At 38.1% G+C, this 18,934-nt stretch carries 14 protein-coding genes and 1 pseudogene; all 15 read right to left on the reverse strand.

Annotation, left to right across the window (positions count from 1 at the left end; all coding sequences use genetic code 11):
• Positions 1-352: 352 nt before the first annotated feature.
• The 15 genes and pseudogenes from E6139_RS14390 to E6139_RS14460 all read right to left on the reverse strand — a co-directional run bounded on the left by E6139_RS14390 (position 353) and on the right by E6139_RS14460 (position 18,634).
• On the reverse strand, positions 353-1,153 hold the full coding sequence (locus E6139_RS14390) for a PLP-dependent aspartate aminotransferase family protein (RefSeq protein ID WP_316403784.1): 801 nt from the start codon (positions 1,151-1,153) through the stop codon (positions 353-355).
• 444 nt (positions 1,154-1,597) lie between these two features.
• Positions 1,598-2,407 (reverse strand): annotated as a pseudogene (locus tag E6139_RS14395) (tyrosine-protein phosphatase).
• A gap of 175 nt (positions 2,408-2,582) precedes the next feature.
• Positions 2,583-2,741: a hypothetical protein gene (locus tag E6139_RS14400; protein WP_316403785.1), complete on the reverse strand. Its 159-nt coding sequence runs from the start codon at positions 2,739-2,741 to the stop codon at positions 2,583-2,585.
• Between the two features lie 240 nt (positions 2,742-2,981).
• Positions 2,982-3,755, reverse strand: a complete 774-nt coding sequence (locus E6139_RS14405; protein WP_316403786.1) for an HAD family hydrolase — start codon at positions 3,753-3,755, stop codon at positions 2,982-2,984.
• 11 nt (positions 3,756-3,766) lie between these two features.
• Entirely contained in the window at positions 3,767-5,629 is a 1,863-nt protein-coding gene (locus E6139_RS14410) for a glucose PTS transporter subunit IIA (protein WP_316403788.1), read from the reverse strand.
• Positions 5,630-5,880: 251 nt separating this feature from the next.
• A complete protein-coding gene (locus E6139_RS14415; RefSeq protein WP_316403789.1) occupies positions 5,881-8,325 on the reverse strand; it encodes a GH39 family glycosyl hydrolase in 2,445 nt (814 codons plus the stop codon).
• 125 nt (positions 8,326-8,450) lie between these two features.
• Positions 8,451-9,806: an aromatic acid/H+ symport family MFS transporter gene (locus E6139_RS14420; protein WP_316403790.1), complete on the reverse strand. Its 1,356-nt coding sequence runs from the start codon at positions 9,804-9,806 to the stop codon at positions 8,451-8,453.
• A gap of 18 nt (positions 9,807-9,824) precedes the next feature.
• Positions 9,825-10,919 (reverse strand): Gfo/Idh/MocA family oxidoreductase, encoded by a 1,095-nt coding sequence (locus E6139_RS14425; RefSeq protein ID WP_316403791.1) that lies wholly within the window; start codon positions 10,917-10,919, stop codon positions 9,825-9,827.
• A gap of 59 nt (positions 10,920-10,978) precedes the next feature.
• Positions 10,979-12,091, reverse strand: a complete 1,113-nt coding sequence (locus tag E6139_RS14430) for a Gfo/Idh/MocA family oxidoreductase (RefSeq protein WP_316403792.1) — start codon at positions 12,089-12,091, stop codon at positions 10,979-10,981.
• Positions 12,092-12,108: 17 nt separating this feature from the next.
• Entirely contained in the window at positions 12,109-13,296 is a 1,188-nt protein-coding gene (locus tag E6139_RS14435) for a lactonase family protein (RefSeq protein WP_316403793.1), read from the reverse strand.
• A gap of 1 nt (position 13,297) precedes the next feature.
• Positions 13,298-14,431, reverse strand: coding sequence for a xylose isomerase (locus E6139_RS14440; RefSeq protein ID WP_316403794.1), 1,134 nt, complete (start codon positions 14,429-14,431; stop codon positions 13,298-13,300).
• A 16-nt stretch (positions 14,432-14,447) separates the two neighbouring features.
• Positions 14,448-14,906 (reverse strand): DUF6379 domain-containing protein, encoded by a 459-nt coding sequence (locus tag E6139_RS14445; RefSeq protein WP_316403795.1) that lies wholly within the window; start codon positions 14,904-14,906, stop codon positions 14,448-14,450.
• Positions 14,907-15,120: 214 nt separating this feature from the next.
• Positions 15,121-16,080 carry an ROK family protein gene (locus tag E6139_RS14450; protein WP_316403797.1) on the reverse strand — a complete coding sequence of 320 codons (960 nt, stop codon included), beginning with the start codon at positions 16,078-16,080 and terminating at the stop codon, positions 15,121-15,123.
• A gap of 54 nt (positions 16,081-16,134) precedes the next feature.
• A complete protein-coding gene (locus E6139_RS14455; RefSeq protein ID WP_316403798.1) occupies positions 16,135-17,049 on the reverse strand; it encodes a sugar phosphate isomerase/epimerase family protein in 915 nt (304 codons plus the stop codon).
• A 211-nt stretch (positions 17,050-17,260) separates the two neighbouring features.
• Complete coding sequence (locus E6139_RS14460) at positions 17,261-18,634, reverse strand: aromatic acid/H+ symport family MFS transporter (RefSeq protein ID WP_316403799.1); 1,374 nt, start codon at positions 18,632-18,634, stop codon at positions 17,261-17,263.
• Positions 18,635-18,934: the final 300 nt, after the last annotated feature.

Here is an 18,934-nt window from a genome sequence, read left to right on the forward strand (position 1 = left end):
TTTGGTTTGACGATTTTCTGAAATCATGAAACAACTCGAGTGTGGATTGGTTTCAAAAAGATTCTCAAAAAATGAGTCCACTTTATTGACACAGATCCATATAGTAAATTTCAAAAATTCGAGTGCTCATAATGAATCAAACTAAATTCAATCAACTTCTTTTTGTTCATTTTGTTCTTCTAGCATATTACGATAAACCAATATGTATTTATCACTTATATTTGCAACAGCATTGATGCTAGAACTCATTGTTAATCTTCCACTCTTTTAGTTTTTCTCATCCTTGCAAAAAAAAATGGAGGACAATATGATTGACCATAGCAATCATATTGTCCTCCTTTAGATTTTTTCTTTACTGCAATGCCTGTTCCATATCCATAATCAAATCAGCAACATCTTCAATTCCACCAGAAAACCTGATTAATTCTGGAGTAACTCCTCGAGCTAATCTTTCCTCTTCAGATAGGCCCGCATGAGACATTATCCACGGATAGGATAAAATAGTTTCTACACCACCCAAGCTAACCCCTACAAGGCGAATAGTTACTTTTGAAAGAAAGCTTTCAACTGCATCAACATTTTCCAATTCAAAGCTCAGTACACTACCAAAACCTCTGGCCTGTTTTATATGAATTTTTCTCCCTTTATGACTATTCAATGAAGGGTGATAAACTTTTTTTACTTTGTTACTTCTATTTAAAAAACTAACGATCAAAAGAGTATTATGTTCCGAACGCTCCATTCGAATACCTAGCGTCTTAATTCCTCTCATTAAAAGCCATGCATCTTCAACCCCCAGTATTCCTCCAAGAAGGGTGCGTTGATTTACTATTTTCTGATGTAGTATTGGACTATTGGTAATCACTGATCCCGCGACTACATCACTATGGCCGTTGAGGAATTTTGTCCCGCTATGAATGACAATATCTACACCAAGGTCCAATGGGTTCTGATAATAGGGTGTCATAAAAGTATTGTCACAAACAGTTATGATGTCATTGCGTTTAGCAATAGTCGCGACTGATCTAATATCTGTAATTCTTAAAGTAGGATTTGATGGAGTTTCCATGTAAATCATTTTTGTATTCTTTCTAATAACATCACTCCAATTTGAAGATTGATGATCAAAATAGCTCCACTTAATAAATGTCAAGAAACAGAAAAATCAATCTCAGGATTTTTCTACAAGTACTTCCTAACTCGATCACAAGTCTTATCGTTCTTATACTTACATTACTGTTTAAAAAAGATGTACAACCGACGTCAATTGCCGATTGTACATTATCTTAAAAATATTACTTTTAAATTAACAAATCAATCCTTATCAACTAAGTGACCTAACCGATCTCTAATTCTTTTCAAAATTAAACTTCTCCAATAAATGTAGATTACTTTTCAGAATCTTTTACCTAAATAGATAAGTCAACGCAATTGTAATTCCTATTCTAAATGCACTACTAATAATAATACTTATCAAACTCATTGAGTAACTAGTATAAAAAAAATAGCAGTGCCTCGATTCAAAGAGTCGAAAATGCGAGACTCACTGAACCTAGGGCTATCAATTGCGATATTATACTTTGAAGATACTATGAACTTAGTTTTCTTGTGAAATTGATTTGCCTTCTTCCAAATACAATTGTATCAATTTATCCATTTCACTTAGCGATAACTTCAAATGCTGAGTCATGTATAGCTCAACAGATTCATACATGTTTTTTACCAAATCAATACTGGTTTGAATAAAATCTTTCCTCGTGGCTAAAATTGTCATCAGATAGTCTAAATGGTCTTTATTTTGTGTCAATTTTCTATACTGCTCGTATTTAACCTGATTCCTTTTTTCTCTAATAATGACTGTGAGAATGTAATCTTGAACTATAAACTCTTCTTTTACTCCTAACGCCAAAAGTAAAAACATTGCTCCCAGTCTTGTTCGATCTTTTCCACCTCTACAATGATGAACTAAGGGGGTATTTTCCGATTCAGCACATATTTTTAGAAACCTGGAGTAGGCCTCTTGAGCAGTTTCAGAAGTAACTAATTCTTTGTACCCTTCTTTAACGTTATCACCTTTATCGTTCACATATTTCGAGTCAACTTCACCATTAATTAATTCATTGACCATATTTATATTTTCTTTTTTTAGGTTAGCTGCTTTTGCGGAACATTCTGAAAAACTTGATTTTTGATCGCATTGATATGTGTTTTTTACAGAACCGATTACTATACTTGGGTATCATTTTTGTTCAAATTCCGAACGATAATCAACTATCATTTTAATATTCATTTTTTCCAATAGCTTAATATCACTTTCATCTAAATGCGCTAAATGATCTCCTCTAAAAAATTTACCTTCATTTGTTTCATATCCACCCATATCTCTGATATTAACTGCGTTCTGCAATTGTAAAACTCTCTCAAAAAAAATATTGGTTTGAAACTCTTCTTGCTTAATTTGAAAGAAGTAAAAATATAAATTTGTAAATAGAAATCAATCAACAAAAATTACAATACATAATTGTCTGATGATCCGTAATTCCAATGGCTTATACAGAATAAAGTATTTAATATTAAAATAACTAATAGATAAATTTCTGAATCAAGCAACCATCTTTGTAAATTTTGCTGGACTTTATCTTATTATAATTGGTCGCAAAGCACAGTGCTTCACGACAAGTTTTAAAATTTTTTTCTTCTTTTGTTTTATCTCTATTTATACAAATTACTAAATACTTCACTTTCTACCTCCTGATTAAAAGCGACAAAAACTACAGTATTTCTTTCGATTCGCTTAACATTGCTATAGTCTAATCATAAGACATGCTTCATTCGAAGGCTGTCTGTATCTTGCTCATTCTTTCGATACATTTTGCTCAGTTTCCTTTTAAAATTAAGACTAAGGTACAATTAAAGACAAGATATAGTAATTACTTTACGACACAAAAAAGGTGGAAAAATTAACATTCTCCACCCTCATTTTATAATAGCTCGAACTTTTCTAACGCATACACGATACCATCATCATCATTCGATTTGGTCACAAAATCAGCGATTGCTTTTACTGAGGTATTAGAATTGCCCATGGCTATCCCCAACCCAGCAGCTGTTAACATTTCAATATCATTTGCTTCATCACCAAAAGCAATAATGTTCTCAGTTTTTATTCCTAAGTTTTGTGCAATAGTCAGCATTGTGACTGCCTTTGATCCTTGATTAGGAACAATATCAACGAATGAAGGATGCCAGCGAACAAAACGAAAATCCGAAAATTCACTCTGTATTCTCTCATCAAGTTGCGGATCATAGAATGCCAATCCCTGATAAATATCATTTTTTAAGTGGTAATCTGGTAAATAGCTAGGAACTTCTCCGCCGATAGAGCGCATTGCTTGTTCCATTTGAGAAACTTGAAACGAAGATATCCGACAAAAATTATCTAGTCCTGTTAATGCAATATCAATTTTTTGTTCCTTGAAATGACTAAGTAAATCTTCTAACTTATTTTTTTCCAGTGTCCTCTTAAATACTTGTCTATCGTTGAGAAAAGCAGCAGAACCATTACATACAATATAATTTTTTATAGTTAATTCATCTAAAATAGGTTTGATGAGAAAACGACTTCGTCCTGTCGCCAACATCACTGTGTGTTTTCTCTGCAAGTAATCCAATGCTAATACCGTACTTTGAAGTAGCTGGTTTTTACTTGTTAGTAAAGTTCCATCAAGGTCAAAAACGAATAATTTTTTCTCCATGTCTTTCCCTCTTAACCCTCTGTCTCAAAAATCGAATCATCAAATCCTAAAACCCAGGTTGCTACAAAAGTCACTATAATCGTGATCCCAATCGTGCATAAGGCCAACATAAAGTTCGTATTCGACCCATCAGGATTCATAAAAATCGGTAACGTAAAGAATGATGGTGGTGCAAATGAAAAGACTTTAACATTGGCGATAGCACAAAAGATTCCGTTCGCAATACAGCCGATAAAGGTCGCATAAAATGGTTTTTTCAACTTCACACTTATTCCATAAAGAGTTGGCTCCGTTATACCACTTAAAAATGCCGTAATCGCACAGCTTGCTGCAAGCTGTTTTAAATTACGTTTCTTCGTCTTAAACATCACGGCTAAGGCCACCGCAAATTGTGAAAAATTCATCCCTATAAAAGCAATCAAAAGCATATTGTCATATCCTAAGTTCTCAAAGTTTGTCAAAATAATTATCGGAGTCAAAGCGATATGCATCCCCGTCATGACCAACAATGGAGCAAAAGAAGCAACCAATAAAATCGCTAACCAGCTTGCATGACTATAGATCAAGGTCAAGATACTACCGATCCCTTCACCCAATAAAAATCCTGCTGGTCCTGTAATGCATAAAGCGATTGGTAACATGATCACCACGATTGCAAAGGGTTTAAAAACATATTTAGCCGCATCAGGAACATAGTTGTCGGCTAGTTTTTCGACGTATGACAGAACCCATACGCTTAAAATGATCGGCAATAAACTAGAAGAGTAATCCACAGCTGTCACAGGTAAGTAAAACAAATCCATGGTCCCGCCTTTTTGGGCAAACCCTAGGATATTCGGATGTAAAAACAGTCCGCCTAAAAATAGCGCATAAATCGTATTGCATTTAAAGCGTTTCGATGCAGTGTAGGCTAGCATCATTGGTAAGAAATAGAAAACGACATTGGCGGCGCCATTTAAGATTACATAAGTGGAGCTTTCCTGATCCATTCCCAATCGAGTCATAATGACCAGTATTGCAGAAATGAATCCGCTAGCCATAATCAATGGAACGGCAGGACTTAAAATATCGGATAGTACATTCAAAATCCGATTTGGAACCGATCCTTTTTCTTTCATTTCCTCTGTCGAACTTTCTATATTGTAGAGTTTTTGAATATTGTCATAGACTTGATTGACGGTATTACCGATAACAATTTGCAATCCTCCCATGGATTTAACGATACCTAATACACCTGGAACTTTCTCAAGCTTGCCTTCGTCTACAGCTGATTCATCTTTTAGGTTGATCCTTAATCTAGTGGCACAATGACCAAGTGAAACGATATTGTCTTTACCGCCCAATGTACGAATAATCGCATGCTCTAAATTATATTCTTTGGAGTTCATTTCCTTTTTTTCAATTGGTATCTCAGCTTTTTCAATATCTAGTAAAAGCGTCTCACGATCCCCATTTTCTTCATCAGTAACCTCAATTGTTTTATAATCCGGTGTATTCAGGATTACTAACGGAATGACCGAATCATATCCTCTTTCCTTAATTTGAGCCAAATCGAAACGCATGATCTGATCGCCTGTTTTTACGCGATCATTTTCAGAAACCAATGGTTCCAAAAGTTCACCATTCAAATTGACTGTATCAATTCCCACATGAATTAATACTTCACAGCCTAGATCACTCTTCAAGGTAATCGCATGTTTTGTTGGAAATACACTAACTACAACACCGTCAAAAGGAGCGTAGACTTCCCCTAAGTTCGGTTTCATTGCTACCCCTTTTCCCATCATCTCCTCTGAAAAGATCGGATCTTTCACTTCGCTTAACGGAACAATCTCTCCTTGTGTAATCCCATGAATTTGCTCTTTTTCACTCATCTCAATCTAGGTCCTTTCTTCTTCAAGTAATCTGCGTGCAGTTAGTCTCTCAACGTTCTCTTAATGATAATAATAGCGTTTATTAATAGCCAACTCCGCCGAAGTTATGGACAAAATAGTGAGGGAATTAGGCTGATTTCTTCTTTAGAAATGGCCTAGTTGTAAAAAAAGCAAAAAAATGACTGTCAAATTTTGTCCAATAAAAGACCTGAAATACCTCTGATTCATCTAGAGATATTTCAGGTTACGAATTATTCCATTGTTACATGCAAATACCGGATTTCATGAGGTTTTAAATGAACTGAAAATTGCAAACGATTATTCTCAACTTTTACTTTTGTATTTAGCAGCCGTGGGGTACTGATACGATGCAAATAGTCCTGTTCATTCATACTTAATTCTTTTAAGTCGAAGCGACTCCATTCGTCTTGAACACTGCCATGTGTGCGGTTTACAACCCGTGATTTAATGACATAAGCGCCATTTTCAACACCGTTAATATCGATATTCAACGTTAAGGATTCATTGTCTTCAAAGAAATTAGACAAATTTTCTAACTGAATTTTGCTCTCATCTGTTAAGTAGTAATTGAAATTCAATTTACGATAGTTGTGACAAGCGATGCGAAAAGAGCCTCTGGTGTTTCCTGTGACAACACAATGTTTTTCTTTATAATAGATATCTTCATATAGCGAATTTAAAAATTCAAGTGCATAAAAGGCCGGTTTCGCTACTCCTGTTTTCGTGAGTAATCCGCAGCCTCCAAATAGAAAGCCTTGAGAATCCTGAAGATCCGCATAGATATCCGTACCCAGCCAATGTCCAAACAACTCAGCGCCACCGATCGTTGAAATCATATTTTGAATCAGATAACTCCCTTTCGCACAGTGATCATTGACTGGATTTCGATTGGAGAGTGTCAGACTATACTCTGAAACATGGATCGGCGTCTCTGGAAATGAACTTTGTGCTAATGCTTCTTTGACGACCTCTAAATTGTGTTTAACAAAGAAAATATCTGTTGATTTTTTTTCGTAGTAATTATCTGACTCTTTTTCTAATTGATAAGGATAGCAAGTGATTGTTAAGAAATTCGGTTTTTCATCGTATTCCTGCCATAAGGACAATAAATCACGAAAGCCTTTATTTCCATAATGTTGCACCGGGAAGCCGCCACCGCCAATCTTAATATCCGGCAAAATTTTTCTCATGGTCCCAGCGATTCTGTCGAAACTTGAAAAATAATTGCGATGCACCTCTTTAGTTTGAGGTGAATAATTATAGCGTAAATCTAGAAAAGCAATGTCTTCTTTTTTCCAATATTCAAAATACCACTTTTGTACTTCTTCTGAACCATAGCGCTTAATAAAGTGTCGAAGTAATTCTCTGAAAAAGTGCTGCATCTCTTCTGGTGAATCGAAATCTTCATTTCTTGGAATCTCCACTAATGCATCTTGTGTGTTTTTCAATAGTCGAATAGGTTTGAACCCCAATTCGATATAAGGCTTTAGCTGATTCTTGACGAGAAAATCTATCGCTGTATCCAGCTTGCTAAAGTTTAAGTTTTCCTTTGATGCATGAATATCTAGATAGAGATTGGGGTCATAGATGTCCCAAAAACGTATATATTCTGCTCCAAGTTTCTTCTTTAGGTAAATGATTTGTTCCTGAAAATCAGACTTGGTTAAATCAATCGCTGTCCCAGCATTGATTAGCTTACTGTAATAACTAGTCTGTTTGTAAGCTTTCTGATGATCCAACAAAAATGAGATATTTCGATCGTGACTTTCTTCCTCTTGATCATCAGTGATCTGATTTTCATTCAGATAACTGTTCAGTCTCTCACGCATTTGACCGTCATCTTGTGAATCCGATTCATTTTTTTCTGTAGTTACGGCATTTTTCCGAAACAAGGAGGGGGTCATGTCGTAAGCTTCTTTAAATACTTTATTGTAAGCTGCGACACTCGCAAATCCATTGTCCATCGCAATTTTCATAATTGAAGCGTCCGTATAAAGCAAATCAGTCATTGAATGTGTAAGCCGCACAGAATTGACCAAATCCGTAAAGCTGACGTTGCATTTCTTCTTGATATATTTTGAAAGATAGGCCGTTGAGAGAAAGAAATGATCAGCTAATTCCTGCAACGTAATGCTTTTCTGATAATTCGCTCGAATGAATTGGAAAATTTCTTCCATACGGCTATCATTTTTCTTTTCTGATTGATAGCGAACATTTTCTGAGGTCAAAAGAAAATTTTTAGAAATTACATGAAGCAGCTGGTAATACAGACTCATTTTGTAGATTTGATTTTTCTGATTCGTGACAATCTGCTGATTTAAAATCTGATCGATGATTTTTCTCATTTCATCATAGGACTCGTTTTTTTCTAAAGTGGAATTGCACCAAAACAGAATCATATCTTTAGCTAATAATTCTTTGACTTTGCTGTATGAAAGGACAAAACGAGCGAGAAAAAGATCATCAGACCCTGTATAACGATGCTTGCGATTATAATTAACAATGATCAAATCTTTTTGCTTCAATTGATACTCTTCACCTTCAACTGTCATCGATAATTCACCATTTAACACATATAGTAACTCGAAATTTTCGTGATAATGAATTTTGGTTTCTGTTTGTGTTGTAAATTCGACATCCATTAATACATCTGAAGAGAGGTAATCTTTTTCCATCTTTTCCCTCCTAACTCTTGTTCATTCATTATAGCAAACCGGTTTCATTTCGTTAACCAGCGTATAAAAGGTATGCTTAAAGAAAGAAGCAGTTGATAATCATTTACCAACTGCTTCTTTTTTATTTAACCTTTTACGGCATCTACTTTATCCATTTTGGTTTCCTTTGCTTTGGTAATCAAATTGATCGCCACGAAGGAAGCAGCAGCAATCAATCCGGTAGCGCCAAAAGTGATGAACCACGTACTGATCGAAGCATTTGCGGATAAGAGCAGACCACCCAATGTTGGACCAAAGATTCCACCAAGTCGACCGACACTGTTCACCAAACCAACTGCAGAGGTCCGCAGCTCTTCTGGATAATGCTGTGAAACAAAAGCATTTACTAAGCTGTGCGCTGAGAATAAGAAGAAACCGATTAAGAAAACAAATAGATACAGTACGATGATATTGGTTTTTACCCCCATCAGCATCAATACAATTGCACCGATACCGTAAATCGCCGGCAAAAGAACCTTGAAGCCTTTGCGATCGGCAACCGCTCCCCATACGACCGTTCCTGCGATGGTTCCTACATTTAAGAAAATCGAGAAGGCTAAGCTAGAGCCTAAAGAGAATCCATTCTGGACCATTACACCTGGCAGCCAGACGATCACACCATTGATGAAAAGCAGTCCCATAATATAGATGATACACGCTAATAAAGTAACTAGAATAAAGCGGCTGTTAAATAGCGCAAAGTAAGAGACTTTCTTTTCAGATTGAACATCTTCATTTGCTGAGCTGTTTAATTGTTCAAGATCGATTTTCGTTTCATAGTCTGGATCGATTTTTTCTAAAACTTTTTTCAGCTTTTCTGTTTCCTGATGTTTCACCAGATATTGAGCAGATTCTGGTACCAGTTTAATGATAAATACTAAGAACAATACTGGAATAAAAGCCATCCATAATACTGGACGCCAGCCTAATCGAGGCAGAATCACGATCGCTAACAAAGAGGCGATAATCGAGCCGATTTGATTTCCGCACAGGGCGATCGCCACTGATTTGCTTTTGCTGGTCTTCGGCGCATATTCAGAAAGCAGCGAAATCACCAATGGAATAACGCCACCGAACCCGAAGCCTGCCAAAAATCTAAAGATTGCGAACAGAACTGGTGTATTTACTACTGATTGTCCAAAGGTAAAGACACAGAATATCAATACTGAACTGATTAATACTTTTTTGACTCCCAAACGATTGCTGATAATACTCAAAATCACTGCACCAAACATCGAGCCAAATTCCGATAAGCTCCCCATATATCCTAGAACGGTAGCGTTTAGTTGCCACTCCGAAATGATCGAAGGAATGATTGACCCATAGGCAGTCGCACCATACCCGGTAAAGGCAATCAGGAAAACGCCTAAAGCAACTAAGGTGATATGAAACCTTCCTAGCTTGCTGTTATCAATAAACTTGCTTACTGTATTTTCTTGCATGTCGATTCCTCCTAATAACTAAACCTTTGCTTCAACGGACGTTTCAAAAGCTACACTAGAAAATGTTTCCGCTGATTTCCAGCAGGCTTCCATGACTTCCAATACTTTGCGAACTTCTTGTGGTTTGACTAGCAACTCTGCTTTTCCTTCTAGAGCAGCAAAGTAGTTTTCGAAAAATTCAATGTGTTCGCTATCAACCTTCGGAATGTCTTCAGTCACGATCAGCCCTGGTTCCGGCACGCCAAATGACCGCGTTGGTCCATAAGACTTGGCTGATTTATCTTGATCTTCATTCACGTTTTGCAATAGTTTCGTTGTACGAACGACCTTGCCCTCTGGATCGAACTTATTAGCGTACATGCTTCCAGTGTTGCCGCCCATATACCAGTGACGTTCGAACCAGTCTTTTTGATCCGATAGGTAATAGGTTCCTAGTTCGATCTCAGCCGTCACACCATTTTCAAAACGCAGCAGGATATTGAAATAATCATCGACTTCTTTATTGATTACATTGCGAATATCCGCAAAGACTGCTTTTAATGGACTATCCATCATATATAAAATCTGGTCAATCAGATGGACGCCCCAGTCATACAGCATGCCGCCGCCCTCTGATTTGTAAACATGCCAATCATGCATATTGCCATTGTAGCCGTATAACGAGCTCTTGATCGTATAAACCTCACCTAAAGACCCGTCTTCGTAGCATTTCTTGACTGTTTGGAAATCCTTATCAAAGCGACGTTGCTGATGAACCGTCAATGTAACACCCGCCTCATTCACCGCTTCCATCATCTCATCAAAATCACTGACTGTCATAGCAGCTGGTTTTTCACAAATGATATTCATCCCAGCTTTCGCAGCTTTGATCACGAGTTCTTTGTGTTGATTATTATTGGCTGAGATAATTACACCGTTGATGTCTGATTCTTCCAATAGCTGGTCGATCTTTCCGTAGATCTCGATCTCTGGATAAATTCCACGTACTTCTTCTAATCGTTGCGGATTTGTGTCACAAACCGCTACGCAATCTACATTGTCTATACTTTTTAGTGTGGCTACATGTCGGCGACCGATAAAGCCGTAGCCGACTACTGCATATCTGTATTTCATGATAATTCCGTCCTTTCTTTTTCAAAAAAGACGGCCAATCCCTGACCGTCTTATTCAGCTTATTCCATCGCTAATTTGATTGTCTGGTTTCCATCAGAAGCTTGGTAGATCGCATCTAAAATTTGCGTAACTTTGAAGGCTTCACTTGGCTTCACGCACGGCTCGCCATCTGTCAAAATCGCATCGATCCATTGCTTCGCTTCAACCACACCGGCTGGCTCATTGACGCCTTCGAAATAGTCCACTAAGGCTTCACCAGATAAAGTTTCCTCACTCATTTTTCCATGTCGCGTATGGTTGAACCATAGTTCCGCGTTTTCGTAGCTGCCGCCGTATTTGATTTCAGCACCTTCTAAGGTTCCGCAAAGCGTCGTTGCTGCTTCTCTGGCATCCATGTAGTTCAATGCCCACGATGCTCGCAGGTTAATCAACGCACCATTTTTGAACTTAATAAAGCCCATCGCTGAGTCTTCTACTTCGAAGGTTTCAGTATCCCAAGCACCATAGGTATTGCCTTCAGCCGCTGACGGTAAGTTGCCTAATTTATAGAAGACTTGGCCGCTCACGCTATCCACTTCGTAGTTGTCCATGCACCACAACGTGATGTCCAATGCATGCGTACCAATATCGATTAGTGGTCCGCCGCCTTGTTTTGATTTGTCTGGGAATACGCCCCAAGTTGGCACGGCTTTACGGCGAATCGCGTTGGCTTCACCATAATAAATATCGCCTAAATCACCGGCTTGACACGATTTCTTCAACACCTGCACGTCGTGACGGAAGCGATTTTGATAGCCAACAGTAAATTTCTTATTGCTCTTTTTCCATGCTTCCATCATTTTTCGAGCATCTTCAGTCGTTGCGGCCATTGGCTTTTCACACAAAACATGCTTATCTGCCGCAAACGCTGCGACTGTGATCTCACAATGTGAAACATTTGGAGTACATACATGAACAATATCAATACTTGGATCTTTCAATAATTCATTGTAGTCTGTGTAGATTTTGACGTCTGTCAGATTATGACGCTTAGCCGTTGCTAACGCCTTTTCTTCTTCGATATCGCATAGTGCAACGACTTCTGCTTTATCTGCTACTTTTTCTAAGGACGGCAGATGCTTGTTGTTACAAATACCGCCTGTACCGTTAATACCGATTTTTAGTTTTTCCATTTATCTCTTCCTTCTTTCTATCTCTCACTAAATTGAATGTTCACTGGATTATTGACTTGAATTTCTGAGCCTGTATTGGTTAGTTTTCCACTAGTTTCATCGACTGAAAACTTGTTGATCGTTCCAGAACGTTGGTTTACGACATATAAATGATCACCCGCTAAATCAAAATTGATGCTGCGAGGAATCGCTCCGCCGGAAGAAACAATCTCGATTAATTCCATTTTTCCGTTCTCGCTCAGACGATAGCTTGCGATGCTGTCATCACCGCGATTTGATACATACAAATAGTTGCCAGATTTATGGACTTTCAGATCGGCGGTTTGATTGTGAGCAAAGATATCAGTTGGATCGTTCTTTGGCTGATAGTCATCCGACACTGTAACTGCCCGATCTAAATGATTCATCTCGCCTGTTTGTGGATCAAAAGAGTAACTATGGACTGTATGGTTTTGCTCACTGTTGCAATAAAGAATCGGCTGGGTTGGATGGAACGCGATATGTCGCGGTCCTGATCCTTTTTCGGTTTCTTGAGCCCAGACTTCCTTCAAGGTTCCTGCTTCATAATCGATCGAGTAAACATGGATCAGATCGCAACCCTTGTCTGCACAAAGCAGATAGTTTTCAGTTGGATCGAGACAAACACTATGAGGATGACTCGTCCATTGGAATAGCGGCAACTCACTAGAACCTTCCAAAACCTTAAGCTCGCAGCATTCCCCTAAACTACCATCTGTTTTGATCGGAAACATTGCGATGCTGCCTTCATCGAAGAAGCGTTTGGCGACATAGGTTCCTTGTTCTGTTCTCACGCTGCGAGTAATCACTTCTTCATGATTGCCGTGATTCGCCGCAAAGGCGTATCTATTGTGACTATCCACTGTAATGTAACAAGGATAGGCGCCGGCCGAAGAAACTTCATTTAAAAAGGAAAGCTTTCCAGCTGCATCAACCGCATAAGCAGCGATACCGCCGCCATTTCCATGCACACCACCTAGATCTTTGCGCTCATCCGTGGCATAAATAAATTGACCACTTTTAGCGACTGCCATACTGCCGACATTGACATCTGGTGTTACTTTGCTGACTAGTTCAAACGTATCCGCAGCGTAGGATTTGATCCCACCATCACCGGCTTCGGGATTATTCACCCCTTGGATATCCGCGCCCCACGCGCCTACATAAATCATTTCTTGTTTACTCATCCTATTCACCAATCAATCGTTTTAGCATTTCTTGATGTCTTCTCACTTGTTCAATTTCACTGTTCAATTCTTTTTCTGTGCGATCTTGGTAGTAGCGCTGACCTTCATATTCTGAATTGATATAGCCTTCATAGCCGTTTTCCTTCAAGAACTTGATCGGGCCTTCGTAATCGATGGCAATATCTTGATATTGACCAGGTTTTCCAGGGATTTCAGACATATTGTAGAATTTCCCATGGATACTTACGATATATGGCATAATCGCTCCCAAATCCTCTGGTTTCGTTCTGGAAAGCAATAACGCTTGTGACATCACCTCGAAATCAATATCAGTATAATCTGGCACATTGTCACGGATCATTTGTTGCATTTTTTTGAAAGCTGGCAATAAATCAGCAGGTGCTTCATCATGCTTCAAATAACGGTGGAACAGAGATTGGACATTCCCAGCACTATATAAGGAAAGATCAATTTCATTTAATTCATTGCTCTTGCCTAAATGATTGTCCATACATAATTGAACGACTAGATCACAGCTTTCTTGTTTCGCTCCTTGACGCATGTACCATTCCAACGCCGCTTCAGAAGGTCGAAAAGCGAAGATGCCCCAGTCAGGAACAAGTCCCAAGTGTTTGGTTCCAGATTTCTTGGCATAATCTACGATCTCGTTTACATACTGACCATTGATCGGGATCGGTGCATGGATCTCTTTGCCTAACTTAATGTCGCATTCTTCCGCGACTGGTAGAGCTTCGATCATGATTTCCACTGGTGTGGTTGCTAGCGTTCGAACATTTTTGAAGCCCAAGCGTTTCGCCAAGCGAATATCATTTTTCAAACGCTCCGCTGATTCTGAATAGCTCATCACATGATCACGAAATTGTAAAACATCATGGAACACATCCATTGTTACAGGAGTCGTTTTGTATTTATCCATCCATTCAAACCATTGATCGAAAAATTCCTCTGGCGGGTTTGGATATTGTCGAAGGGACATCTCATCTAGAATCTCGATCCCATCCGCTCCGAAAAGATTTGTGCCGACTTCTTTAACCTGTCCTTCTAAATCTAACTCTTTAAAAAACTGCGTTTGTTGGTAACTGTAAAATGAAACGCCGCGTTTAATTTTTCCCATTACTAATTGCTCCCTTCTATGCTTGCAATTCCAATTCGTATTTTACGATGTTGCGTGTCTTATCTGATCCAGCACCTGAACCGGGAACTGGGGGATTTTTTACCCATTCCTCATCTGTTGGCATGTATCCGTATGCTGCTAGAACCGATTGTTGGAAGGCTAATACATGTTTTCCAAGAGCTAATCCGCCTGGTTTTTTCACATGAACGATTCCTTCATCGTCATAATCCCAATGCTCCCATACGGCTGTTTTGATTTCTTCAAAATCACGAGGTTCTTTTCCATTGACTTCAAAGGTTTGTAATTCTCTTGGGTATTCAGTGTCATCTACTTTAATATAGTAGCCATTGTGAAGGGATAAAAATACTCCTCGGTAGTTAGCGTTTCTTGCCGCAAATTGAAAGCCCACGACATTGCCATCTTGGTCAACATCGTTTTTCAAACTGTCTTTTCGAATTAAAAAATTATCGAACATTTAAATGTCCTCCCTTTTGTTATTTGCTATACTCATAATTTAAGCTATTTTGTAAACGCGCTCCATTGCATTTTTACTCATTAATACTGCAATTTCACTCTTCTTTTTCTATCCCAACTAAACTGTTTCTAAAAAAGGACAATATTTAACTATCATATTTTGTCTCGTCCGACTGTGAGTACTCTTTTTGTCACAATCCTTTGTTTTCTTTTTGTCATCGCAGCAAGGTTTCTTCCACAGTTAGTATCTCATTACTGGACAGATACGAATAGACCGCTCCATAGATTCCCGCGTCATTTCCAAGTTGTGCTTTACTTACACTGTAGTTTCCGCGAATCGCCGGAAAAATGAATTGATCGATTTTTTCTTTCAATGGATTCAGCAATGCGTCACCCGCTCCCGATAACCCTCCACCGATCACTACCTCCTCCGCATCAACCGTATTCATGATTCCAGCGATCGCTTGCCCTAAATAATTCACTGTAATCGTTAAAGCGGACATTGCCTTTTTATTCCCTGCCTCAATCCAAGTAAAAATATCCACGGCTGAAAGATTTTTTTGATTTTCCCCCAACAGATTCTGCATCGTTTTTACGAGTCCGTTTGCCGAGGCAAAGGTCTCCAAGCAATTGATATTCCCACAACCACAGGTTCTCTGTTCTTGCGAATAAACAGGGATATGTCCAATTTCTCCGCCAGATGAATGGACGCCATTAATCACTTTTCCATTTAGAATAATCCCTCCGCCGACGCCTGTTCCTAAAGTGATAAAGACCAAATTGGATTTTCCTCTCGCAGCACCCTTCCACATCTCACCAAGTGCTGCCGCATTCGCATCATTTAAAAGTACAACTGGAATATCCAATTCCTTTTCAATCGCCGATTTTAACGGCATGTCTTCCCAACCTAGATTTACAGCGCGAACGACTGTCTGTCCATCAGGTGAGATTGGTCCGGGAACTCCAATACCAATCCCGATGATTTCCGTTTGATGATTCTTTTGCTCAAGGACCATTTGTTGAATGCTCCGAACGATATCAGTTGGTATATTTCTGCCATTTTCTGTGATATCAGTTGGTATTTGCCATTTTTTATGGATCTCCCCATAGACATCGATCAAAGCCAACTTAATCGACGTTCCACCTACATCAATACCGATCATTTGTTTAACCATTGCTTTTCCTCCTAAAAAAAAGAACGAATGTCTCGTCCTCTTCGTAAAAATTCTCTAAATAATGAAATTTCGTAAATATTTCGTACTTAAAGTGACCGACTTTTTGACGTCCTCATAGGTTTTCTCAAAAGCTTTATCTTCTACTTCAATACAGGTATACCCTTCATAACCAATATCCGTTAACGCCGACACATAGTTACCCCAATCAACATCGCCTAAACCAGGTAATTTCGGACTCATGTATTCTAACGGTGTTGCCATCACACCAACGTCAGCCAATTTATCGGCATAAATTTTGATATCCTTATAATGAACATGAAAAATCTTTTCTTTGAACTCATACAATGGACGAAGATAATCAATCTGCTGCCAAATAAAATGCGAAGGATCGTAGTTAATCCCGAAATAATCGCTATCGATCAATTCAAAAACTTTTCGCCAGTTACTTGGTGAGGTCATAATATTTTGCCCGCCTGGCCATTCATCTTCCGTGAAGAGCATCGGACAATTTTCAATCGCGATCTTCACTTTTTTCTTTTCAGCATATTTAACAATCGGATTCCAAACTTTAGCCGCTTCCTTCAAGTTCTCAGAGACCGATTTACTTTGCATCCGCCCGACAAATGTGGTGACCAAATTGATGTCCATCAAACTCGCCGCATCGATCAAGGTGTACAAATGATCGATCGCTTCTTGGCGTTTTTCCAGATTCTCATCTAACGGATTGGGATAATAGGCTAAAGCAGAGATTTCTACCTTCTTTTGCTTGCAATAGGCTAAAATCTCTGTCGCCTTTTCCTCCGTCAAATTTTTCGTGTCGATATGGGAAACTCCCGCATATCGCCTTTCTGCTTTTCCTGCCGGCCAACAAGCCACTTCTACGCAATCAAGACCATTTTCTGCTACGATATCGATCATCTCTTCAAAATTACTTTGATCAAAAATCGCACTGACGATTCCTAGTTTCATGATTCTTCCTTCTTTCTGTTCTTTCATATCCTTATTCTAATGTCACTAAATCGCTAAAGCATTGGAAGTTTTATTCAATATTTATTGAAATATTTATCCTTATTTTTGTTCTGGAAATCATTCATTCCGTATAGAACAAAATTTAATAGTTAAATCTTGCTTTGTGGACATAAAAAGCAATCAAGCAAAGTCGCTTGATTGCTATAAGATCTTATTTTTCCACAACCGTATTTTCTGGAATCACATTTTCTTTTTGTTTAAAATGCTTAGTTTGAATATTAATTAATGTTATTGATATAGCGGCAACAATACCTGGTATCGCAAAAACCAAAAACCACATAGTGATTGAGACATTTGCTGTAAGCAACATTCCACCAACGATTGGCCCTAACATTCCACCAATTCGACCTGTCGCATTCGCAAAACCTACTCCTGTAGTACGAATTTCGGCTGGATAATATTGAGACGCAAAGGTGTTCATTAATGAATGTGCCGAAAATGCAAACATACCGATTAAACCAACAAACAGATAAAGAACCAATAGATTTGCCTTAATTCCCATACCAAACAAGCTGATTGCTCCAACTGAATAAATGATTGGCATCAATACTCTAAAACCAACTTTATCTACCATAATTGCCCAAAGAATAGTTCCTAAAAGCGTGCCCAAATTTAACACTACGGAAAATGTTAAACTAGAGCCTAACGCATAGCCGTTTGAGTTCATAACCTGTGGCAACCAAACATTTACTCCATTAATGGTAAGCAGTCCACAAATATAAATCAATGTAATGAGGACTGTTCCTAATGCATATCGTTTGTTGAACAGCTTTAGGTAAGAAACCTTTTCTGTGTTTCTTTCATCCTCATCCTCATCATCATAGGAAATAGCTTTAGCTGTTGACTCCAAGATTTCTTGATAATTAGGATCGATTTTCGTTAATGTCGCGTTTAATTTATCTATTTGATCACTCTGCGATAAATAGCGAGCCGACTCAGGTATTACCTTGATGAAAACAGGAATTAGTAATAATGGTAAAATAGAGAGCCATAATACAGGCTTCCAACCAAATTGTGGCATAACATTCATTGCCACTAATGGAGCTAAGATTCCACCAATTTGATTTCCACAAATAGCAAAGGCGACCATCTTTGCTTTGTTTGCTTTTGGGGAATACTCCGTTAATAAGGAAATAACGATTGGTGTTGCTCCGCCACTACCAACACCGGCCATGAATCGGCAAATTCCAAACATTAGCCCATTATTAGTGAAGGTTGCACAGACAATGAAAAAATTGAAGATAAAAATAGATACGATCAATAATTTCTTTACACCAAACTTATCTGCTAAAAAGCTTAGTAAAATGGCTCCTAGCATCATCCCAAACATAGCTGAACTTCCAATAAAACCAACCTGTGTTGTACTGATATTCCATTCTTTAATAACAACTGGTACGATTGATCCAAAAACTGACAACTCATACCCAGAAAACGTGATGACAAAGAAGCCAATCGCCAACAATACTTTATGAAATCCATTAAACTTACTATTATCAAGAAATGAATTTAATACTTTTTGATTCATCTAAACCCTCCATAATGAAATTTTGATAGAAAAACAAATCTCTTCAATAAGACCAGTTACTATTTAGTCATTATTGTCTCCACTGAATCATTACGCGAACTCGTTCAGTTAGAATTATTCCTACTTCCTCCTTTTTTGTATATAGTCAAATTTAATCTTTTTGAGCATCATCAACTATACTTTTTTTAAGCAAAATAACTGTTTAAAACGTCCTTTTAAAAAAAGTAAATTCTATAAAGAAGAAAAAGTACAAAATTTGGAATACAGAAGATAATGGAAGATTTTGTTCTTTTATCTAAA

Source organism: Enterococcus sp. (assembly GCF_032555305.1).
In the GTDB taxonomy this organism is placed as follows: domain Bacteria; phylum Bacillota; class Bacilli; order Lactobacillales; family Enterococcaceae; genus Enterococcus_A.